The following is an 18,023-nucleotide window of genomic DNA, read 5'->3' on the forward strand; positions in this document are numbered from 1 at the left end:
CCGTTGCTATGCTTTGATTTGATGAGATCGTTCGCCGAACTCATCGATCCAGGCACGCGTTGGTCATGGGGATACCAATAATGAAAAACCCTTATGCTCCCGGCTTTTGGTGCGCTATTGCAGCGCTGGTGCTGCTCTCGGCCACTTATTTCTACGGCATCATGCTGGCCCATCAGATCGACACGGCACTGATTTTCCTCGACAGCGCCGCCGCGCTGATTGCCGTGATGGCTATCGTGGTGGTGGCTGTGGCGACGGTCCAGGGGCAGCGCATCAAGAAAAGACAATGCGAACGAGGCAAGACCCTGGTGCTGATCTGGGACACCAAGGTGGCCTTGCGTCGTGTCGAAACGGTGTTTGACCGGTATTTCTGGGGCAGTTACTGGCAACCCGGGCGCACGTTCCAGGAGGTCATGGGCGAGCTCACCGGCACGCCGCTGGAAAAAAGCCTCGAAGCGCTGAAAAAGCAATGTCTGGAGCTGGACAAGCAGATCGCCGAAGACGGTCGGCACTGGCTCAACAACGCCCGTGAGCTCGCCGATGTCGCGACCGCCATGGCCCGAGAGCGCTATCAACTGGACTTCTGCGACCCGCGCGCGGAAGTGACGGGCGGGGCGGTGATCAATCGGGATTTTGAAGTGTTGGTTTATACCTGGACGGCGCGGCTCAAGAGCTTTGATCATCAGTTGGATGATATTGAGGTTCAGTATTCCTGAATTGAAGTTGCCCGAACTGACGCCTTCGCTGTAGGAGCGAGGCTTGCCCGCGAAGGCGATTTCATGTTCGCCAAAACTTGAATTGATGTTGCCCTAACCGACGCCTTCGCGGGCAAGCCTCGCTCCTACGGGCGAAGGCGATCTCATGACCGCCGAAACTCTCACTCCCCACGCGCGGCCCATAGACACTCTTTAACCTTTAATCATTGGGTCGCCCGGCGCGCCTGATGCTAATCTGCATTCCACTTTTCAGCGGAGTCGAGCCGTAACCCGTCAAGGGTTCAGGGAAGACGACCACCTCTTCAACAACGGACATTGACTGGGCCATTCATGAATAAATCAGCAGGCGTGCTTCTGGGAATTGTCGTTGCCATCGGTGCAATCAGTGCCGGCGGTGCCTGGTACACCGGTACCAGGCTCGAAGGCGTACTCAACACTTCGATCGCCAACGCCAACAAGGAATTGCAGGCTGCGCTGGTGGGTTCCAACGGCACGGCATCCCTGGAGCTGGTGTCGCTGGAGCGCCATGTATTCAGCAGCACTGCGCACTATCGCCTCAAGGGCGAAGGCGAGATGTTCGGCGAAGCACCGGTAGAACTGTTGTTCGTCGATCGCATCGAACATGGTCCGCTGCCATTTTCGCGCCTGGTGTCGCTGAAGTGGCTGCCGGTCTTGGCCACCAGTCACTACGAACTGGAAAGAACCCCGACCACGGAAAAATGGTTCGTTGCCGCCAAGGACAAATCCCCGGTCACGGGGGTGGTCAACATCGGCTACGACAACGCCACCAACGGCACCCTGCAATTGCTGCCGCTGGACGTGGCCCTGGATGACAAGTCGAACCTGAAGTTTTCCGGCCTCAACCTCGACGTCGCTGCCAGCGCCCAGGCCCAGAAGGTCAAGGCCAACGGCTACATGGATAGTCTGACGCTGACCACCGTGGCGCAAGACCAGACGCCGGTGAAGATTGAACTGAACGGCCTGACGTTGGCCAGCAACCTGGAAAAAAGCACCTACGGCTATTACACCGGCGAGAACACCCTTGAGCTGACCGACAGCAAAACCACGTTCGGCGCCAGGCAGTCGATACTGGGTCTCAAGAAATTTGAAATGAAGAACCACACCGAGGAGTCGGGCACCAGCGCTTCAGGGCGTGCCGATTACAAGGTGGGCGAAGTGTCCTTCAACGGCCAGGCTGTCGGCTCTGCGCAAATGGCCATGAGCCTGAAGAACCTCGACATCCCGGCGACCCTGTCGCTGGTGCAGATTTACCAGACCAAACTGCAACCGTACGAGAAAGCCGCCGCCGAGGCCGCTGCCGCCGGTGAACCCGTGCCTGAGCTGGTCCTGACCCCGGCCGAAGAAGCTCAGGTCAAAACCGGTCTGGAGAAATTGCTGGCGGCCGGTCCGCAGATCGCTCTGGAGAATCTGTCGTTCCACACCTCCAACGGTGAAAGCCGCGCCAATCTGGTGCTCGACCTGACCAAACCCAAGTCCATGGACTTGCCGCCGGATCAACTGACCCGTCAACTGATCGCCCTGCTGGACTTCAATCTGCAGGTGTCCAAGCCCATGCTCGTTGATTTGCTTAGCGTCCAAGGGCAAATCGACGGTCAGACCGACACCAAGCTGATTGCCGACCAGGCCACCGCCACCGCCGACATGTTTGGCAGCATGGCGGTCGGTACCCAACTCGCAAAACTCGAAGGCAGTAGCATCGTCACCAAACTGCACTACGCTAACAACCAAGTGGAGTTCAACGGCCAGAAAATGACGGTCGAAGAATTTGCCGGCTTCGTGATGAGTAAGCTTGGGGGGACTGGAAACATCCAGTAAAACCGGGGCTTACACACCGCACGCCCGGCCTCTGCTCCAAACAGACGTCGGGCGTTTTGCTGTCTGGCATTTAAGACGGGACGATGAACGGCGCCTGCAGTTTCACGAATCTGAACAATTATTGTGTTCCCAATCACCCAGCGAGCGCGCATGCAAGACTGTCCTTAATAAAGTTTGGCTGGGTCATCTGGACCAGCTTTCCGATACGAAAGGGCAAAGAGGGCGTTGCGGCCCGGCTGGCCATGTAAGGATGCTGACGAATGCCGAGTATTGTTGCCCCCTTTGTTCAACGTGGTATGCGACCGCTGTTTCGCGTCGCGTTGTGCAGCCAGTTGATCTGGCCAATGTTAGCGTTTGCCTATACCCCTTACGACGAAATGGTGCTCGATGCCCGAGCCGGTCACTACACGCCCGCGTTGACTGCGTTGCGTCAGGTGCCGGCGGGCCAGGCCACCACCAGTCAAATCAGTGATCACCTGCAGATCGCCAGTTGGGCCGGCCTGGACGCCGAAGTGATCAAGGTTTATGAAACCCAGGGGCGCAGCCTGGACCTGCCGGTTGAGGCCTTGACCGCCACGGCGCGGGCTTATCGCAACCAGCAGCGCTGGGACGATGCGAACCGGGTCTACAACAAGGCCCTGGCCATCGACCCGGACAACCAGGAACTGCAGCTGGGGCTGGCACTGACTCAGGCCGACTCCACAAGGCCCGATCAGGCGGTGACGCGCGCCAAAGCGCTGGTGGCCGCTCAACCCAATGATGTCTCCCGCCGAATGGCCTTGGGCTACGCCTTGAACCGTGCCGGTAAACAGTACGACTCGTTGTTTGAATACGATCAGGCCTTTGTCCGTTCCGGTAACAATCCGGAAATCGCCAAAGAATATGTGGGTGCGCTGCAACGTGCTCATCTGCCGGAACCGGCCTTGCGCCTGGCCCGTCAGCGACCAGGCTTGATCGATCCGATCACGACACGTCGCCTTGAAGGTGACCTGGCCGCAGAACGCGTGCGCCTGGCTGAAATGCCTACTCGCAGCGAATCGGAACGTTATGTGATCGCTGATCGGGCCTTGGCCGATTACGACAAATTGATTGCCACCTGGTCCGCGGATCCGCAAGCTCACGATGACGTCGTCCGCTGGCGCATCGACCGGATGGGTGCTCTCAAGGCCCGATCGCGCACCGCTGAGGTCATCAGCGAACACCACAAACTGCAGGCCGATGGTGTGCAAGTGCCGACCTACGCCCAGCGTTGGGTCGCCGCGTCCTACCTGGACCAGCGCGAACCGGAAATCGCCAGCGATATGTATCGTGAGATCCTGCTCAAGCCGGATGCCGATCCTGCCAACCGTTTGATAGACACCAGTGCGCTTTACTATGCCTTGCTCGAAAGTGGCGAGGCCGACGAGGCGCGCGTAGTCGCCGAGGAATTGGCCAAAACCCAGAGACCACGCGTCGAGCTCAAGGGTCTGCCCGGAGGCAACCCCAACGACGAATGGATGGACGCGCAACAACTCGCTGCCCAGGCCGGGACTTACAGTGCCGATCTGCCCCATGGCGAGGAGCGCCTGCAGGCCTTGGTCGATCAGGCGCCGGGCAACGTCAGCCTGCGTGTGGCTCAGGCCGATCTGTACCTGGCGCGGGGCTGGCCGCGGCTTGCCGAAAGCAAGCTCAAGGAAGCCGAGGCCATGGCCCCGCGGGACCTTAGCCTGGAAGTCGCCCAGGCCCACACCGCCACGGACCTGCAGGAATGGCGGCAGATGAATGCGCTGACCGACGACGTGGTCGCGCGTTTTCCCGAGAACAGTCAGGTGCAGCGCTTGCAGCGTCAGCGTGAGGTCCATGACATGTTCGAGCTGCGCGTAGAAGCGTTCGGCGGCAAAACTTATGGCGGCGATGACGACAACGTCGGCGCGGTCAACGGCAGTAAGGATTTCGGCATCGAAACCGTCCTGTACAGCCCGCCCATCGGTGAAGACTGGCGCGTATTCGCCGGTGCCGGTTATGCCGAAGGCGACTTCCAGGAAGGAACCGGTAACCATAACTTCCAGCGCGTCGGGCTCGAACGCCGGACCCGCGACTTGACCCTGGAAGCGGAAGTCTCCAACCACTCCTATGGCTTCGGTTCCAAACAGGGCGCGCGTCTGGCATTCGCCCATGACATCAACGATTACTGGCAGTACGGCGCCAGCCTGGAATACTTCGCCGCGGCAACGCCGTTGCGGGCCCTGAACAGCGATATCACGGCCAACGGCGGCAGCGGTTTCATACGCTGGCGCGCCAATGAAAGTCGCGAGTGGAAATTCGCGGTCAGCCCGTCCCACTTCAGCGACGGCAACGATCGCGTCGAAGCATTGCTCACCGGGCGCGAAGGCATCTACACCTCAGCGAACGTGCAAGTCGATCTGGGATTGGAAGTCGGCGCCAGCCACAACTCCCTGTCTGACGACGTGCCGTATTTCAACCCCAAGTCCGATCTCAGCGTTCTGCCGATGATCAGTGTCAATCACATGCTCTACCAGCGCTATGAAACTCGATGGAGTCAGCAGTTCCAGGTTGGCGCGGGTACTTACACCCAGCAAGATCACTCCACCGGAGGCATGGCCCTGTTGGGCTATGGCCAGCGTTACAGCTGGAACGACGTGGTGGAGGTCGGCGGTATGTTAAGCGCAATCAACCGGCCATATGACGGAGAGCGGGAAACCGATCTGCGTCTGTTGGTCGATCTGACTTTCCGCTTCTAGAGGAGTTTGAAAATGGCCTTGATGTCGCGTTTCTTCCTCCTGCTGGGAGCGCTGTTGATCAGCGCTTGTGCCCAGCAAGCCCCGGCTTTCGCGCCGCCATCCGAACGTCCGGTGGTGGAAAACGAAACCCCGTGGCCGAAAAACCATGTACTCGGCATCGCCTATCACGATGTCGATGACAAAGACCCCGATCAGGCGGTGGTGGCCGTGCGCACCGAACGCTTGATCGAGCAGTTGGCCTGGTTAAGGGAGAACGGCTACCAGCCGGTCTCCATCGACCAGGTCCTGGCGGCACGCAAAGGCGGACCCGATCTGCCGGCCAAAGCGGTCGTGCTCAGTTTCGACGACGGTTATGCGAGCTTCTATACCCGGGTGATGCCGGTGCTGCGTGCCTATAAATGGCCTTCCTTGCTGGCGCCGGTCGGAACCTGGGTCGACACACCGCCGAACCAACCGGTGGATTTCGCCGGCACGCCGCGTCAGCGCTCGGACTTCCTGACCTGGGATCAGGTACGGGAGGTTTCCCAGTCCGGACTGGTGGAAATCGCTGCGCACACCGATGCCAATCACAAGGGTATCTTGGCTAACCCCCAAGGTAACTTGCAGCCGTCCGCCACAACCCGGCGTTACGATCCCGTCGCCAAACGCTATGAGACCGAAGCAGAGTTCCAGGCTCGTCAGCGTGCTGACGTGGTGGCGATTTCGGACAAAATCTTCAAGGTCACGGGTAAAAAGCCGCGGGTCTGGGTCTGGCCGTACGGCGCGGCGGACGGCGTCTCGCTGCAAATCATCAATGATCAGGGCTATCAGATGGCTTTGACCCTCGAAGACGGGCTCGATACCCTCGATACTCTGATGAGCAGCCCGCGCTACCTTGTTTCTTCTGACCCGGATGGCCCGCGCTTCGCCAACAGCGTCGTCTCAGTGCAGGCGAAGAATGCGATGCGCGTCGTTCACGTCGATCTGGATAACGTCTACGACCCGGACCCTGCCCAGCAGGAAAGAAACCTGGGTAAACTGATCCAGCGCATGTCCGACATGGGCGCCAATACAGTGTTCCTGCAAGCCTTCGCCGATCCGAAGGGTGATGGCCTGGTGCATTCGCTGTACTTCCCCAACCGTCACTTGCCGATGAGTGCCGACATTTTTGACCGCGTGGCCTGGCAGTTGCGCACTCGGGCCCATGTCAAAGTCTACGCCTGGATGCCAGTGCTGAGCTTTGCCCTGGATTCGAAGCTGCCGCGAGTGACGCGCTGGGACCCGGAAACCGGCAAGACGTCGGTCGATCCGAGCCAGTACATACGCTTGTCGCCCTACGATCCGAACGTACGGCGCATCATTGGTGAAATCTACGAAGACCTCGCGCGCATGTCATCGGTGAACGGCATCCTGTTTCACGATGACGCAGTCATGTCGGACTTCGAAGACGCTGGCCCCGATGCTCTCAAAGTCTATGCCGCCAATGGTTTGCCCGGCTCGATTGCCGCGCTGCGCGCCGACCCTGCCGTGATGCAGCGCTGGACGCGTTTCAAAAGCCGCTACCTGATCGATTTCACCAAGGAGTTGACTGCCAAGGTCCGCGCCATTCGTGGCCCGCAGGTGGATACGGCGCGCAACATTTTCGCCGAGCCGATACTCAACCCCCAAAGTGAAACCTGGTACGCGCAGAACCTCGATGACTTCCTCGGCACTTACGACTGGACGGCGCCGATGGCCATGCCGTTGATGGAAAAGCAGTCTTATAACGAGTCCCATGCCTGGCTCGAGAAACTGGTCGCCACGGTCAAGGCTCGTCCCGGTGCGCTTGATCGCACCGTGTTCGAATTGCAGGCACGGGACTGGACGAAACAGGAAGCTGCCGACATCGACGGCGAAACACTGGCCGAGTGGATGAGAGTGCTCCAGCGTCAGGGCGTGACCAGTTTTGGTTACTACCCAGACAACTTCCTCGACAATCTGCCGGAGCTGAAGGCCGTAAGGCCCGCGCTCTCCAACAAGTGGAATCCATAACATGCTGGATAGACTTCTGGCTCTACTCGTTCTGGCGATCGTCCTCGGGATTCCCCTCGGACTGATCTTTCTACTCACTGGCCAGTTCCTGATGGACTTCGTGTTCTTTTATCCACTGTTCATGTCGGGACTGTGGATCGCCGGGGGACTCTATTTCTGGCTGCACTGGGAGCGGCACTGGCCGTGGAAAGAAGACACCTTGCCGCCACCGTTGGCTGGCGAGCCGTTGATTACGATCCTCATCCCTTGCTTCAACGAAGGTGACAACGTCAAAGAAACCATCCATGCGGCGCTGGCCCAGCAGTATCCGAACATCGAGGTCATCGCAATCAACGATGGCTCGAAGGACGACACGGGCAGCATACTTGACGCATTGGCCGTGCAGGATCCGCGTTTGCGGGTGCTGCACCTGGCGGAGAACCAGGGCAAGGCAGTGGCTCTGCGCATGGGCGCCATTGCAGCGCGTAGCGAGTACCTGGTGTGCATCGACGGTGATGCGCTGCTGGCACCCAATACCGCGGCTTACCTGGTCGCGCCGCTGCTCGAAAATCCGCGCCTCGGCGCGGTGACCGGCAACCCGCGGATCCGTACCCGTTCGACCCTGGTCGGCCGGGTGCAGGTGGGCGAGTTCTCCTCGATCATCGGTCTGATCAAACGTACCCAGCGAGTCTTCGGGCGGATCTTTACCGTCTCCGGCGTGGTCGTTGCTTTCCGTCGCACGGCCCTGCACCGGGTCGGCTACTGGAGCCCGGACATGATCACCGAAGACATCGATATCAGCTGGAAGCTGCAACTGGATCACTGGAGCATTTTCTACGAGCCCCGTGCGTTGTGCTGGATCCTGATGCCGGAAACCCTGGGTGGCCTATGGAAACAGCGTCTGCGCTGGGCCCAGGGCGGTGCGGAAGTGCTGTTCAAGAACATTCGCGGCATCTGGCAGTACCGTCATCGTTACCTCTGGCCGTTGCTGTTCGAATATTGCCTGTCCACCGGTTGGGCGTTCACCTTCCTGCTGTCGTTGATTTTCTGGCTGGTGGGTCTGTACGTCGCGTTGCCGGAAGTCATATCGGTGCCCCGTATGTGGCCACCGGCGTTTACCGGCTTGCTGCTGGCAGTGGTCTGCCTGATGCAGTTCGGGGTCAGCCTTCTGATCGATCGCCGCTACGAAAAAGGTTTGGGCAAGACGATGTTCTGGGTGATCTGGTACCCGCTGGTGTTCTGGTTGGTCAGTCTGCTCACCACGCTGGTCAGCTTCCCCAAAGTGCTGTTCCGTCTACGTCAGAAACGTGCGCGCTGGGTCAGTCCAGATCGCGGTATTCGGCCGCCAGGTGCCGATCAAGAGGAGATCGTCAAATGAAAATTATCACAACCCGGCAGCGGCCAGTGCTTATCGTGGTCGATGCAGCTTTCACCGTCCTCGCCTGGGCCGGATTCCTGTACTTGTTGTTCCTGGGTCTCATGCCATTGATCGGCAGCCACGACGGTTCCCGGATAGGCGCTTCAGCGTACGACGCCCTCGGCACCCTGCAGATTTATTTATGGGTGGCGGTGTTCAACGCGGTGGTTCTGATCGGTTGGGCGCGTTATCAACAACGTAAAAGCAAAAGCTACGCCCAGCGTCGTATGCCGGCCCCGGTCGTCGACGATCAGGGCTTGAGCAAAAGCTTCAAACTGTCCCGCGAACGGCTGCACAAATTGCGCAGCCCGGGTTCGATGACCATTCACAACGATCATGATGGCGATATCTCGCATGTGGTCAGCCACTTCTTCACCATCGATTCCCGGCAACCGCTTTCCCTGCAGCCCCTGGAGAATCCAAAAGTGGTCCGTCGTCCATCCGACGATAACGAAGGCAAAGAGCCGATGAACCGCGCCTGAGCCTGACACGCTCCCCCGGGATGAATGACATCGATCCCGGGTAGGAGCCGGCTTGCTGGCGAAGGCGACGGTACATTGGGTGGATGTGTTGACTGACAGACGGCTTTCGTTGCGGTGCGGCGATCCGACAAGCCAGCTCCTACAGGGGGTTTACATCCCGAATCAAGCGCCACGCCTCGTCCACCGGCAGTGGTTGTTTCATCCGTTCAGCGAGCATTGCCATCGCCCGCTCTTCATCGCAGGCTACAGCCGCCGCCACCACCCCGTTCTTGCAGAACAGGCCGATAAAGGGTGGATGGTAGGGGTCGCCCTTGAATTCAACTTCGTCCCAGGCCTCGGCATGGCCCAGGTAGTCGTAGTTTTTTCCAAAGTGCCAGGTCCAGAAAAACGGCACGTCGAGGTAATGTTCGTCGCCCCCGAGCATGTTCGCTGCCGCGATCCGCGCCTGTTGCTGTGCCAGGCGCCAATGCTCGATGCGTTGCGGCTGGCCATTGAGCGGGAAGGTTGCGATATCACCGGCCGCCCAGAGCCCATCGGTCACGCGCATGCCGCCGTCGACTGTCAGCGACTGATCTTTTTCCTTGGGCAAATCGGCAAAGGGTCCGGTTGCCGGGCTGACGCCAATGCCGACCAGCACCAGGTCCGCTGGCAAACGTTGACCGTTGTCCAGTTTCACCGCTTCGACCTTGGCGGTGCCTACAATCTGCACGGCTTCGCCATCGGTGTGGAATACCACGCCGTGGGCCATATGCCGGGCACGAATGGCCTTGCCGACCGTGTCGCCGAATTGCCTGGCGAAGGGTATGGCGTGGCGAGCCAGAACAGTGACGTCCAGACCGTATTCGCGCAGGGACGATGCAGATTCCAGGGCAATGAAACTGTCACCGATGATCACCGCTCGCTGACCAGGTTTTGCAGCGACCAGAATCCGCTGCGCCTGATCCTTGGAGCGCAGCACGAAGACCTGCGGCAAGTCGGCACCGGGCAGCGTGAGCAAGTTGGGCGTACCGCCGGTGGCGAGCAGGGCGGCGTCATACGTCAGCGACTGACCGTCAGCCAGTCGCAGGGTTCTATTCGCCGCATCCAGGCTGGCCACTTCGCCCTTGATGCGCTCGATTCGCTGCTCGTGGTAGAAGTTTTCATCCCGCAGCGGGGGGACCTCCTCCGGCGGCATCTCACCGGCGATCACGAATTTGCTCAGCACCGTGCGGTCGTAGCCGGCGTCGGCTTCGCGGTCGATCAGCAGCACGCGGCCGCCGAAGCCTTTTTCGCGCAGCGCCGCCGCAGCCGCCGTACCCGCGGCACCGGCACCGACGATCACGAACCTGCGCTCATCGTCAGCCGGCGGTGTGCTGCCAGCAGGCAGTGACCGGTCGTCGACCCAAACCTCGCCGTCGCGCAGTTCAAGCGGGTAACGCTTGAGGCTGTCGAGGGACGGCGGTTCACAGAGCGCACCGTCTTCGATCCGGTACGCGGCCTTGTGCCAGGGGCAGATCAGCCGTCCGTGACACAGTGCGCCCTCGGCCAGCGGTGCCCCGGCGTGGGGGCATTCACCCTGATAGGCGCGCAATTGATCGCCGACTCGCAGCAGGACGATTTTAGTGTCTTCGATCCGGACTTCCAGGCCACGGTTCTCGGGCACATCGGCGAAACGGGCGACGCGGTGCAGGGCCATGATCGCTCTCCTGACGGACGTTTCAGGTAAGAGTCCGGGGTTTCTCCCGAGGTTCAGCCAATTGCCGCTGCCAAGGCACGAACGGTCCGGCTATAGTTTGCACGCCGACCACGGCCCCATCCGCACAAGGTGCTCCGGTATGACCCGATTGACCTCCCTGAACCCTTGGCTGGCGGCCGTTGCAGTCGCCCTTTGCGTGCAGTTTCCGGCGCAGGCCCAGGAGCGCTTCACCCTCAGCATTCCCGGTGTTTCGGACAATCGCCTGTTCACCTCGGCAGCCGCCAGCGATGCGGCCGGGTGTGGCGGCAAGAACCAGTCCCCGGCCTTGAGCTGGAACGCCGGCCCGCCGGGCACCATGAGCTACGCCATCGTCATGCACGACCCGGACGGCCAGAAGGGCCTGGGCGTCGACCACTGGATTCACTATGGCATCAAGGCCACGACCCACCAGATCCCGGCCGGTGTCGGCGCCAAATCCGCCCTCGAAGGCCTGGGCGGCAGCAACAGCAAAGGCACTACCGGCTACGTAGGCCCCTGCCCACCGGTCGGCGACAGCTCCCATCACTACATCATCCAGCTCTATGCCCTGGACCTTGCACCAGACGCCTTGCCCGCCGGCCTGAGCCGCGCGCAGCTGATGGAAAAAATCAAAGGCCATGTGTTGAAAAACAGCAGCGTGGTGCGGCGTTATCACCGCTGAAGTTTTTTCATTTCGGTTTAACCCGAACCGGTCGGGCTGCCCGTCTCAGAGGATGAATGGATCAATTTCCTCCTGAGGTCAGCCCCCATGTCCCGCCCTCTGCATTTCCTCCGCCCGGCCGCCCAGGGTTTCACCGTCGGGTTGCTGCTGGCCATGGCCGGTTGCGGTGTTTCTTCCAAGCCTGAATCCGCCTCGGTCTCGCCACCGGCTCAAGGTGCACTGAAGACTGAAGCGTTGGTACGTAGCGAGGCGGTCCTGGCTGATGCCACGATGGCCAAGCGCAGTGTGAGCCCGGCACCGATGGCGGGTTATGCGCCGATGTCTGAATCGGCTCCGGCAGGTTATCGAGACGAGCAGCGTGAACAGTATCAAGCGCTGGCCGACAACCCGATTCATAGCGTGACCGAATCGCCGGTATCGACGTTCAGCGCCGATGTCGATACCGGCGCCTATGCCAACGTCCGCCGCTTGCTGAATCAAGGACGCTTGCCGCCCGAAGGCGCGGTGCGCCTGGAGGAAATGGTCAATTACTTTCCCTACGATTACGCATTGCCTACCGACGGCTCGCCCTTCGGTGTGACCACTGAACTGGCGCCGTCACCGTGGAACCCGCATACCCGATTGCTGCGCATCGGCATCAAGGCTTCGGACCGCGCGGTGGCCGAACTGGCGCCGGCAAACCTGGTGTTTCTGGTGGACGTATCCGGCTCGATGAACCGTCGCGAAGGTTTGCCGCTGGTCAAAAGCACCCTGAAACTGCTGGTCGATCAGTTGCGTGAGCAGGACCGGGTGTCATTGGTGGTCTACGCCGGTGATTCGCGCGTAGCCCTGGAGCCGACTTCCGGACGTGAAAAAGCGAAAATTCGTTCAACCATCGAGCAATTGACCGCAGGCGGTTCCACCGCCGGGGCCTCGGGGATCGAGCTGGCTTATCAAATGGCACAACAGGCGTTTATCCCCAAGGGCATCAACCGCATCCTGTTGGCCACCGACGGCGACTTCAACGTCGGCATCAGCGACTTTGACAGCCTCAAGCAAATGGCTGTGGATAAACGTAAGACCGGCGTTTCCCTGACCACCCTGGGGTTTGGTGTGGATAACTACAATGAACACCTGATGGAACAACTGGCCGACGCCGGCGACGGTAACTACGCCTACATCGACAACCTGCGGGAGGCGCGCAAGGTACTGGTGGACCAGCTGGGTTCGACCCTCGCCGTCGTCGCGAAAAACGTGAAGCTGCAAGTGGAGTTCAACCCGGCGCAGGTCAGCGAGTACCGGCTGTTGGGCTATGAGAACCGCGCCTTGAAACGTGAGGATTTCAGCAACGACAAAGTCGATGCGGGTGAAATCGGTGCAGGACATACCGTGACGGCGTTGTATGAAATAGTACCCAAGGGGGAGAAGGGCTGGCTGGAGCCATTGCGGTATGGAAAATCTGCGGCCGATGTTTCCGTGAATACCGGGGAATTGGCGATGTTGCGAGTGCGATATCAGTTGCCTGAGGGTGGGAATAGTCGCTTGATCGAGCGACCCATTGTCGGTGGCTCGGAAACCAAAGCCAGTGCTGACCTCCGTTTTGCGGCGGCCGTGGCCGCGTTTTCCCAGCAACTCAAGGATGGACGCTATACCGGTGATTTCAGCCTGAAGGACACCGAGGCGTTGGCTCGCGGTGCCCGGGGTGATGATCGATTCGGCCTGCGTGCAGAGTTCGTGCAACTGGTGGAGTTGGCGCAAAGCCTGCGAATCTCGACTGCCGCTAATCAGCAACCCAATGACCAGCGAATAGAGTGAAAGAGGCCAGCGCTGACATGTCCAACCCTGAAATCAGCTCAGCCGCCAGCAGCGACGAATCGCTGCTGGCCCGCTATCGCTCCGGCGACGGACCGGCGTTCGAGATCTTGTACGCCCGCCATCGCCAGGGGCTTTATCGCTTCCTGCTCGGCTTGAGCGGCAAATCCGAACTGGCCGAAGAGGTCTACCAGGACACCTGGCTGAGCCTGATCCGCAGCAGCAGTCAGCCACAAGGCCGGGCGAATTTTCGTACCTGGCTCTACCAGATCGCCCGCAACCGCCTGATCGATCACTGGCGCAAACACGGCATCCACAACCCCTTGCACGACAGCTACGACGAACAACTCCACGCCCTGAGCGACGAGGCGGCCGACCCCGAGCAACTGCTGAGCCTGAGTCGCGATAACCAGCGTCTCGAAGCCGCCCTGCAAAACCTGCCCGCCGACCAGCGCGAAGTATTCCTGCTACGAGCCCACGGCGACCTCGACCTGCCGCAGATCGCCACCCTCACCGAAACACCGCTGGAAACCGTCAAGAGCCGTTTGCGCTACGCCCAGCAAAAACTGCGTCGGCTGCTGGCCGAGGAGGTACTGACATGACTGACGCCCGCAAGACATCGGAAGACGAAGTGCTCCAGCACTATCGTGAACACGGGGCTGGTGAACCGCCGGCGCATCTCGACGCCTTTATCCTGGCCACTGCACACCGGGAAGTGCCCGCGCCAAAGCCGAGCCTGTGGCGACGCTGGGTTCAGACCTGTCAGAAACCTCGTTGGCAGGTCGCGTTCGCCAGCCTCGTCGGCGTTGCGCTGATGCTGGCGTTGGTGCAGCGCACACCGGAGAAAGTGCCGAGCTACGACTTCGCCCCAGCGCCAAAAATGTCCGCACCGGTCGCAAAAAAAGAAGCCGCACAAGCACCACCGTCGGCTGCACGCTCTCTGGCTGCACCGGCCGGCGCTATGTCCGCACCTGCGCCTGCTGCGCCCATGGCCGATTTCGCTGCACCCGCGCAAAACGAATCGATCAACGCTGAAATGGCCGACGAGGCGAAGGTCAGCAAGCGTGCGGTGGTTCCGGTGAAAACGCTGGATGAGCAGCTGCATGAGGTCCTGCGACTGCAAAACGCTGGTCAGAGCAAAGCCGCCGATGACTTGATGGCAGCACTGGTAAAACGCTTTCCCAAGGAAAATCTCCCGGCCCGACTCAAGACGTTGAAGACAAACTGAGGAGAAGAACCGTCACCCATTTGGCATCGACACCCGAAAGCGCGCACTATCGACCCATAGCCGATGCGTTGGAGGATGCCGTGCACAAAAAAATCGACCGCATCGCCCAAATGCTCAATTGCCCGGTAAAGGGTGAGGAACTACGGCGAGCAGTGACTGAGAGTCGTAAGGAATTTCTTCTGGCGAAGCAGGCAGAAGAAGCTCTTGAGGAAGACGTCCTGGACGAAGAGTTGATCGAGGACGAAGACGACGATGATGAATACGACGAATTCGACTGGACGACCGAATGAAAAGAACGCCTCAGCGTTAAACGCCAACCTTTCAGGTGAGCGCTGCGCCTTGTAGGAGCAAGCTTGCTCGCGATGGACGTGAACGATAACGCGTTCTTTCTGAATAAACGCGTCACCCTCGAGACCATCGTCGGAACGCCGCCCGGAACAAGCTGCCGAAACGGTGTTCGCAGAGCTATACGCACTCGTTAATGGCATTGAAACGGAGCAACACAGCACTTAGCTACTCTTTCAAATTGCAGATCCCGACAAAATCAGGACCCGCAATTTGAATAGTGAACTGCCGCTATTCTGTGGCTTGTTCCTTCCGCGACGCTGGTCCTTGCGTCAGCACTTTCACCACATCATCAACCAGCGCCTTACTCAGCGCCGTCAAATAATGCGCAGCCCAGGCGTGACGATCGCTTTCCCGGTCGTAGGCAGCGTCTTTGGACAGTGCCTTGGCGAGGAACAGAAAATCGGAAGCCATGCCTAACGCATCGCCGAGAGGCACACCGCGAGTTACGTGAAACACTGCTTGATCCGAGCAGTATATGGCAGGCGTTAAGCCGATGGTTTTCAGCTCTGATTGGTCGATCATATGCCACCTCCATTGACGGAGGTGCGGTGGGATTGCGATTCAAGATCGCGTTGAAGGGCAAAACGAATTTCGGACGGATTTTTGTTGCGCATGGTCTAGCTCCTTGACGAGGAACTGCCACTTTTTCGTTACCAAGCGAATGGGTGGCAGCTGTGCGCGGGTTGGTAAACCGGGAGTCAAGGAATCCGGCACGCCCGAAGACGTCCCACGCACAGCCGCCATAACTCAAAACTGCGGGCATAAAAAAAACGCCTGCAAATCTGATGGGGGCGCTGTTGCGCTCAACTCTCGGGTTACCAAGCCCGGTCGCTGAATTGGCAGCGACGGCGGAAGGGTATCGTGCAGGTGGATCGCCTGCAACCTCGGATATTGGTTGAAGGGTAGCGCGGTGCTTACGAGAGACCGGCTGCGGCTGATTTTCCAACAAACCACCAAGAAACCCAGAACAACCAAGGAAAATTTACGACTTCTGATCAGCCGCTTGTCATTAGCTAATACAATCTGTTAATACTTATGTTTAGAAGTGTCGGGCCAACATACCGTACTGATCCAAATCTTTGGTGAAGATGTCAATCTATCCAAATAGGAAGCTTTTAGTCTCAGTAGCGGATAACTAAATACGCTCGTGCGACGTTTTTACACTTTAATTTCCATGAGGCGCTTGCGCTATGTGGGGTATGCGCGCTTTTAAATGCCACTTCGTATTCCCCACAAATATCATCATTGCCAATGTGATTTTGATTGAAAAGCAGCTTCAACTAAGTCGTTTTTTAAAGAAATTTATAATTTTAGGGGTGACTCAGATTCTACGTCGTCGGGTAAAAATATTTGAGCCTCGAAATTGGCGTATGGAATGCCACTTACTTCAAAGTTGGATCTTGGGTTGGCGGTGAATGATAACTTTGCATAAATTAATTTGCAGATTTTATCTGCGATATACAACCCTTTCCCTTGGCCTTGGCTAGTTGATTTTTTTGCTTTTTCACCGCGATAACCGTCGTTGCATAGGAAAGGTATTTCAAATTTTTCAACCATTGGTCCTATTGATGAAATTACCACGGATATGCCATTGCTGTTGGCGCTTCTAGAATAATTTATATCAATGCTGCCTCCCTCAGTTGAGTATTTAGCAGCATTACCAATTAGCAAGTCCAGAACCTGCTCAAAATATGGTATATACGTATTTATGAATGCTTGGTCATCTAGCTCTATATTTATATCTAAGCGCTTAAGCCTAAGTTCTTTCTCTATTTTTTTCTTAGATCTAACTAGTTTCGATCTGATATCGATTACGCCAGGGGCGCAATTTGTTCGTGCCTCATCTAAGTTGTCGAGAGTTATTGCAAGCATCCAAGAGGAAAAGTTGCCCCACGCTTCTTTCATGTTATCGAGGATATCTATCGTGGTTCGTAGGTCAGCAGATGTTTTGCTTGCGAGCTCGTCCCTTATTATAACCGTATTTACAACTCTCGAGCAGTTCTGAATATCGTTCTGGATTGTTCTGGATATTGACCTATAACGTTCCATCAAATCTGAAATTTCAATTTTCGACATGTCAAGGTGTTCCTGTAAAAACTGGTTTTAGAAGAGATCCGATTTTTACCGCTGTAATGCCATAGTTCGTCAAATCTGAAATATTAATTCGATTTTCAGAATCCGAAACAGTTATGTAAGATTCTTCTGGGGAGAACTTAAATTTCTCGTTGAGCATCTTCCCATAAAGAATGTTCTCAGAAAAAACGATCCTTACTTTATCTATCTTTTCTTCGTCTACACCGAGATAGTTGAGTCTTTTCTTTATAAAATTCCAGCGATCTTTAGGCTTGATAAATATGTCAGTCAGGCGCTGAAGGTTTAAAAGAAAGTCATCAACCTCCCAGTCCCTGCTGAATATCTTATCTAGCATATCAGTCTTAAAGCTTTCTCTTTTGTATATTGACCCTGGGCTTCCCGTGTATGCGGCTATTACATGAAGAGGGTGTTTTTCACGGATGTCGCTCATCACACTGAGGCCGTCTGATCCGGAGTATACACCTGCATCAACACCATTAATGTCACACAGAATTATGTCGAACTTTGATAGATCTATTGGGATTAAGTTGTCTTTTCGAGGTTTCTTTGTGAAATAGCTATCATATTGAGTGATCTTGTGCCCTTTACTTAAGATCGCATCCTTGTATACAAACTCCTCGTCATCGATGATTGCGATGTTTAATGCGATGGGTTTTGACAGAAGATCAGATATATTGAGGCTTATTTTGTCTGGATAAGTTTTCGGAGCTTTATATCTTGCATAAAATCTGCAGATATTTTTCTTTGCATAGGTCAGCATCAAAACACCGCGGCCGTCAATGATGGCCCTATGATACTGTCTTTTTTGTATTTTTGATAATTAAATTTGAAGTGGCTGGCGAATTGTTGCGTCGTGGGAGATTTAGAGGTTTAAATATTAATCGCGCTTATTTAGGTCGTAGTGCGTAGTAGTTGTCTGGTTGTGAAGTTATTGATATTTGTGTATGCCATTTTTTTGGATTTATTGTAAGTGACCAGCCATCACACCTTGCTGGTAGGTTCCCAG

15 protein-coding genes are annotated in these 18,023 nt (G+C 57.3%); 11 read left to right on the forward strand and 4 right to left on the reverse strand.

All coding sequences use genetic code 11. The features are described 5' to 3' along the window. The first annotated feature begins 80 nt into the window (after positions 1-80). The 6 genes from F8N96_RS24965 to pgaD all read left to right on the forward strand — a co-directional run bounded on the left by F8N96_RS24965 (position 81) and on the right by pgaD (position 9,181). The gene (locus F8N96_RS24965; protein ID WP_150763228.1) at positions 81-716 is read left to right on the forward strand and encodes an NADH:ubiquinone oxidoreductase subunit N; all 636 of its coding nucleotides are present in this window, start codon (positions 81-83) and stop codon (positions 714-716) included. Between the two features lie 330 nt (positions 717-1,046). Beyond that, positions 1,047-2,552 carry a YdgA family protein gene (locus tag F8N96_RS24970; RefSeq protein ID WP_150800071.1) on the forward strand — a complete coding sequence of 502 codons (1,506 nt, stop codon included), beginning with the start codon at positions 1,047-1,049 and terminating at the stop codon, positions 2,550-2,552. Positions 2,553-2,812: 260 nt separating this feature from the next. Continuing rightward, positions 2,813-5,293, forward strand: coding sequence for a poly-beta-1,6 N-acetyl-D-glucosamine export porin PgaA (gene pgaA / locus F8N96_RS24975; protein ID WP_150800072.1), 2,481 nt, complete (start codon positions 2,813-2,815; stop codon positions 5,291-5,293). 12 nt (positions 5,294-5,305) lie between these two features. Continuing rightward, positions 5,306-7,303 carry a poly-beta-1,6-N-acetyl-D-glucosamine N-deacetylase PgaB gene (gene pgaB, locus F8N96_RS24980; protein ID WP_150800073.1) on the forward strand — a complete coding sequence of 666 codons (1,998 nt, stop codon included), beginning with the start codon at positions 5,306-5,308 and terminating at the stop codon, positions 7,301-7,303. 1 nt (position 7,304) lies between these two features. Then, positions 7,305-8,660, forward strand: coding sequence for a poly-beta-1,6-N-acetyl-D-glucosamine synthase (gene pgaC, locus F8N96_RS24985; RefSeq protein ID WP_150800074.1), 1,356 nt, complete (start codon positions 7,305-7,307; stop codon positions 8,658-8,660). Continuing rightward, positions 8,657-9,181, forward strand: coding sequence for a poly-beta-1,6-N-acetyl-D-glucosamine biosynthesis protein PgaD (pgaD, locus tag F8N96_RS24990; protein ID WP_150800075.1), 525 nt, complete (start codon positions 8,657-8,659; stop codon positions 9,179-9,181). Before pgaC ends, pgaD begins: the two co-directional genes overlap by 4 nt. Positions 9,182-9,320: 139 nt before the next feature. Here pgaD and F8N96_RS24995 read toward each other — a convergent pair whose 3' ends face one another. Next, positions 9,321-10,856: an apoptosis inducing factor family protein gene (locus F8N96_RS24995; protein WP_150800076.1), complete on the reverse strand. Its 1,536-nt coding sequence runs from the start codon at positions 10,854-10,856 to the stop codon at positions 9,321-9,323. A 139-nt stretch (positions 10,857-10,995) separates the two neighbouring features. On the opposite strand from F8N96_RS24995, the gene F8N96_RS25000 reads away from it, so the two are divergent. The 5 genes from F8N96_RS25000 (at position 10,996) to F8N96_RS25020 (ending at position 14,865) form a co-directional block, all read left to right on the forward strand. Then, positions 10,996-11,556, forward strand: coding sequence for a YbhB/YbcL family Raf kinase inhibitor-like protein (locus tag F8N96_RS25000; RefSeq protein WP_150800077.1), 561 nt, complete (start codon positions 10,996-10,998; stop codon positions 11,554-11,556). An 87-nt stretch (positions 11,557-11,643) separates the two neighbouring features. Further along, a complete protein-coding gene (locus F8N96_RS25005) occupies positions 11,644-13,350 on the forward strand; it encodes a vWA domain-containing protein (protein WP_150800078.1) in 1,707 nt (568 codons plus the stop codon). Between the two features lie 17 nt (positions 13,351-13,367). After that, the gene (locus F8N96_RS25010; RefSeq protein ID WP_150800079.1) at positions 13,368-13,949 is read left to right on the forward strand and encodes an RNA polymerase sigma factor; all 582 of its coding nucleotides are present in this window, start codon (positions 13,368-13,370) and stop codon (positions 13,947-13,949) included. Next, positions 13,946-14,575, forward strand: coding sequence for a hypothetical protein (locus F8N96_RS25015; protein WP_150800080.1), 630 nt, complete (start codon positions 13,946-13,948; stop codon positions 14,573-14,575). Before F8N96_RS25010 ends, F8N96_RS25015 begins: the two co-directional genes overlap by 4 nt. 20 nt (positions 14,576-14,595) lie before the next feature. Beyond that, positions 14,596-14,865: a hypothetical protein gene (locus F8N96_RS25020; RefSeq protein WP_224789577.1), complete on the forward strand. Its 270-nt coding sequence runs from the start codon at positions 14,596-14,598 to the stop codon at positions 14,863-14,865. A 286-nt stretch (positions 14,866-15,151) separates the two neighbouring features. Here the strand turns inward: F8N96_RS25020 and F8N96_RS25025 are convergent, their stop codons facing one another. From F8N96_RS25025 to F8N96_RS25040, 3 genes are all read right to left on the reverse strand, one after another. Further along, positions 15,152-15,445 (reverse strand): DUF3077 domain-containing protein, encoded by a 294-nt coding sequence (locus F8N96_RS25025; protein WP_150800082.1) that lies wholly within the window; start codon positions 15,443-15,445, stop codon positions 15,152-15,154. A gap of 780 nt (positions 15,446-16,225) precedes the next feature. Further along, on the reverse strand, positions 16,226-16,999 hold the full coding sequence (locus F8N96_RS25035) for an ATP-binding protein (RefSeq protein WP_150800083.1): 774 nt from the start codon (positions 16,997-16,999) through the stop codon (positions 16,226-16,228). A gap of 1 nt (position 17,000) precedes the next feature. Next, complete coding sequence (locus F8N96_RS25040) at positions 17,001-17,777, reverse strand: hypothetical protein (protein WP_150800084.1); 777 nt, start codon at positions 17,775-17,777, stop codon at positions 17,001-17,003. Between the last annotated feature and the right edge of the window lie 246 nt (positions 17,778-18,023).

This window comes from Pseudomonas fluorescens, assembly GCF_902497855.1.
Taxonomy (GTDB): domain Bacteria; phylum Pseudomonadota; class Gammaproteobacteria; order Pseudomonadales; family Pseudomonadaceae; genus Aquipseudomonas; species Aquipseudomonas fluorescens_BI.

Bases quoted from the DNA above. Each gene is read 5' to 3' on its own strand.
- pgaA (WP_150800072.1), top strand. From the start codon at position 2,813: ATGCCGAGTATTGTTGCCCCCTTTGTTCAACGTGGTATGCGACCGCTG.
- F8N96_RS24970 (WP_150800071.1), top strand. From the start codon at position 1,047: ATGAATAAATCAGCAGGCGTGCTTCTGGGAATTGTCGTTGCCATCGGT.
- F8N96_RS25000 (WP_150800077.1), top strand. From the start codon at position 10,996: ATGACCCGATTGACCTCCCTGAACCCTTGGCTGGCGGCCGTTGCAGTC.
- F8N96_RS25040 (WP_150800084.1), bottom strand. From the start codon at position 17,777: ATGCTGACCTATGCAAAGAAAAATATCTGCAGATTTTATGCAAGATAT.
- F8N96_RS24965 (WP_150763228.1), top strand. From the start codon at position 81: ATGAAAAACCCTTATGCTCCCGGCTTTTGGTGCGCTATTGCAGCGCTG.
- F8N96_RS25025 (WP_150800082.1), bottom strand. From the start codon at position 15,445: ATGATCGACCAATCAGAGCTGAAAACCATCGGCTTAACGCCTGCCATA.
- F8N96_RS24995 (WP_150800076.1), bottom strand. From the start codon at position 10,856: ATGGCCCTGCACCGCGTCGCCCGTTTCGCCGATGTGCCCGAGAACCGT.
- F8N96_RS25015 (WP_150800080.1), top strand. From the start codon at position 13,946: ATGACTGACGCCCGCAAGACATCGGAAGACGAAGTGCTCCAGCACTAT.
- pgaB (WP_150800073.1), top strand. From the start codon at position 5,306: ATGGCCTTGATGTCGCGTTTCTTCCTCCTGCTGGGAGCGCTGTTGATC.
- F8N96_RS25005 (WP_150800078.1), top strand. From the start codon at position 11,644: ATGTCCCGCCCTCTGCATTTCCTCCGCCCGGCCGCCCAGGGTTTCACC.
- F8N96_RS25035 (WP_150800083.1), bottom strand. From the start codon at position 16,999: ATGTCGAAAATTGAAATTTCAGATTTGATGGAACGTTATAGGTCAATA.
- F8N96_RS25010 (WP_150800079.1), top strand. From the start codon at position 13,368: ATGTCCAACCCTGAAATCAGCTCAGCCGCCAGCAGCGACGAATCGCTG.
- pgaD (WP_150800075.1), top strand. From the start codon at position 8,657: ATGAAAATTATCACAACCCGGCAGCGGCCAGTGCTTATCGTGGTCGAT.
- pgaC (WP_150800074.1), top strand. From the start codon at position 7,305: ATGCTGGATAGACTTCTGGCTCTACTCGTTCTGGCGATCGTCCTCGGG.